Origin of the sequence: Thiolapillus sp. (genome assembly GCF_048562965.1) — a bacterium.
Lineage (GTDB): Bacteria > Pseudomonadota > Gammaproteobacteria > Chromatiales > Chromatiaceae > Thiolapillus > Thiolapillus brandeum_A.
The window spans coordinates 1-634 of record NZ_JBHNMF010001419.1 but is presented as its reverse complement, the minus strand read 5'-3'; the positions used below and the strand labels follow the sequence as shown (position 1 = coordinate 634).

Below are 634 nucleotides of genomic sequence, written 5' to 3'. Positions count from 1 at the left end.
AAAAAAATGACAGCGTAGCAGAAACCAAGCCCGGCCCCTTCTCAGGTGCCGGGCTTATCTTCAACGGACAGGAGGCACCAACCTGTCTGAGCATTTATCGCGGCTGGTGACCGCAAAGGAGAATCGCATGTACGACATGTATGACATAACAAAGACAAAGACAAAAACCGGCTGGCAAGTCTGGTTCCAGCGGGGAACTCCCATAGAGGACTAGCGGGGGCATTTGAACAGAAACTTACGGTTTCGCCTTCGCGGATCCACCTCAAACGCTGCCAGCCATGGAGAGCGAAGCGGAGGCTGGTAGACCCCAGTAGCCGCGAGGCCTCACTGTTTTCCCGGCGTGCCTTGCGCCAGAGGGAAAATAAGCAAGCGTGTCTTCGGCCTCGTGATAGATTTTGGGACATCCCAGTCCCCAAAATCGACTCGGCCTTTGACAACCTATTTGTGCCCAGCCGTCCTGGTCACCAAGCACTACGCAACAACTTCGCAAGCTCGTTGCTGCTCCGTACTTGGCTCCCAATGACTGGACGCCGCGTTTGGATGCCTACTTTGCTTCCCCTCTGGCGCTATGCGCACGACGGGTAAGCAGTGCGGCCTCGCGGCTACTGGGGTCTACCAGCCTTCGCTTCGCTCT

1 protein-coding gene is annotated in these 634 nt (G+C 56.5%); it reads left to right on the top strand.

Features of this window, described 5'->3' with window-relative positions; genetic code table 11:
- Positions 1-345: 345 nt before the first annotated feature.
- Complete coding sequence (locus tag ACOCD2_RS24705; RefSeq protein WP_293652796.1) at positions 346-585, top strand: hypothetical protein; 240 nt, start codon at positions 346-348, stop codon at positions 583-585.
- The last annotated feature ends 49 nt before the right edge of the window (positions 586-634 follow it).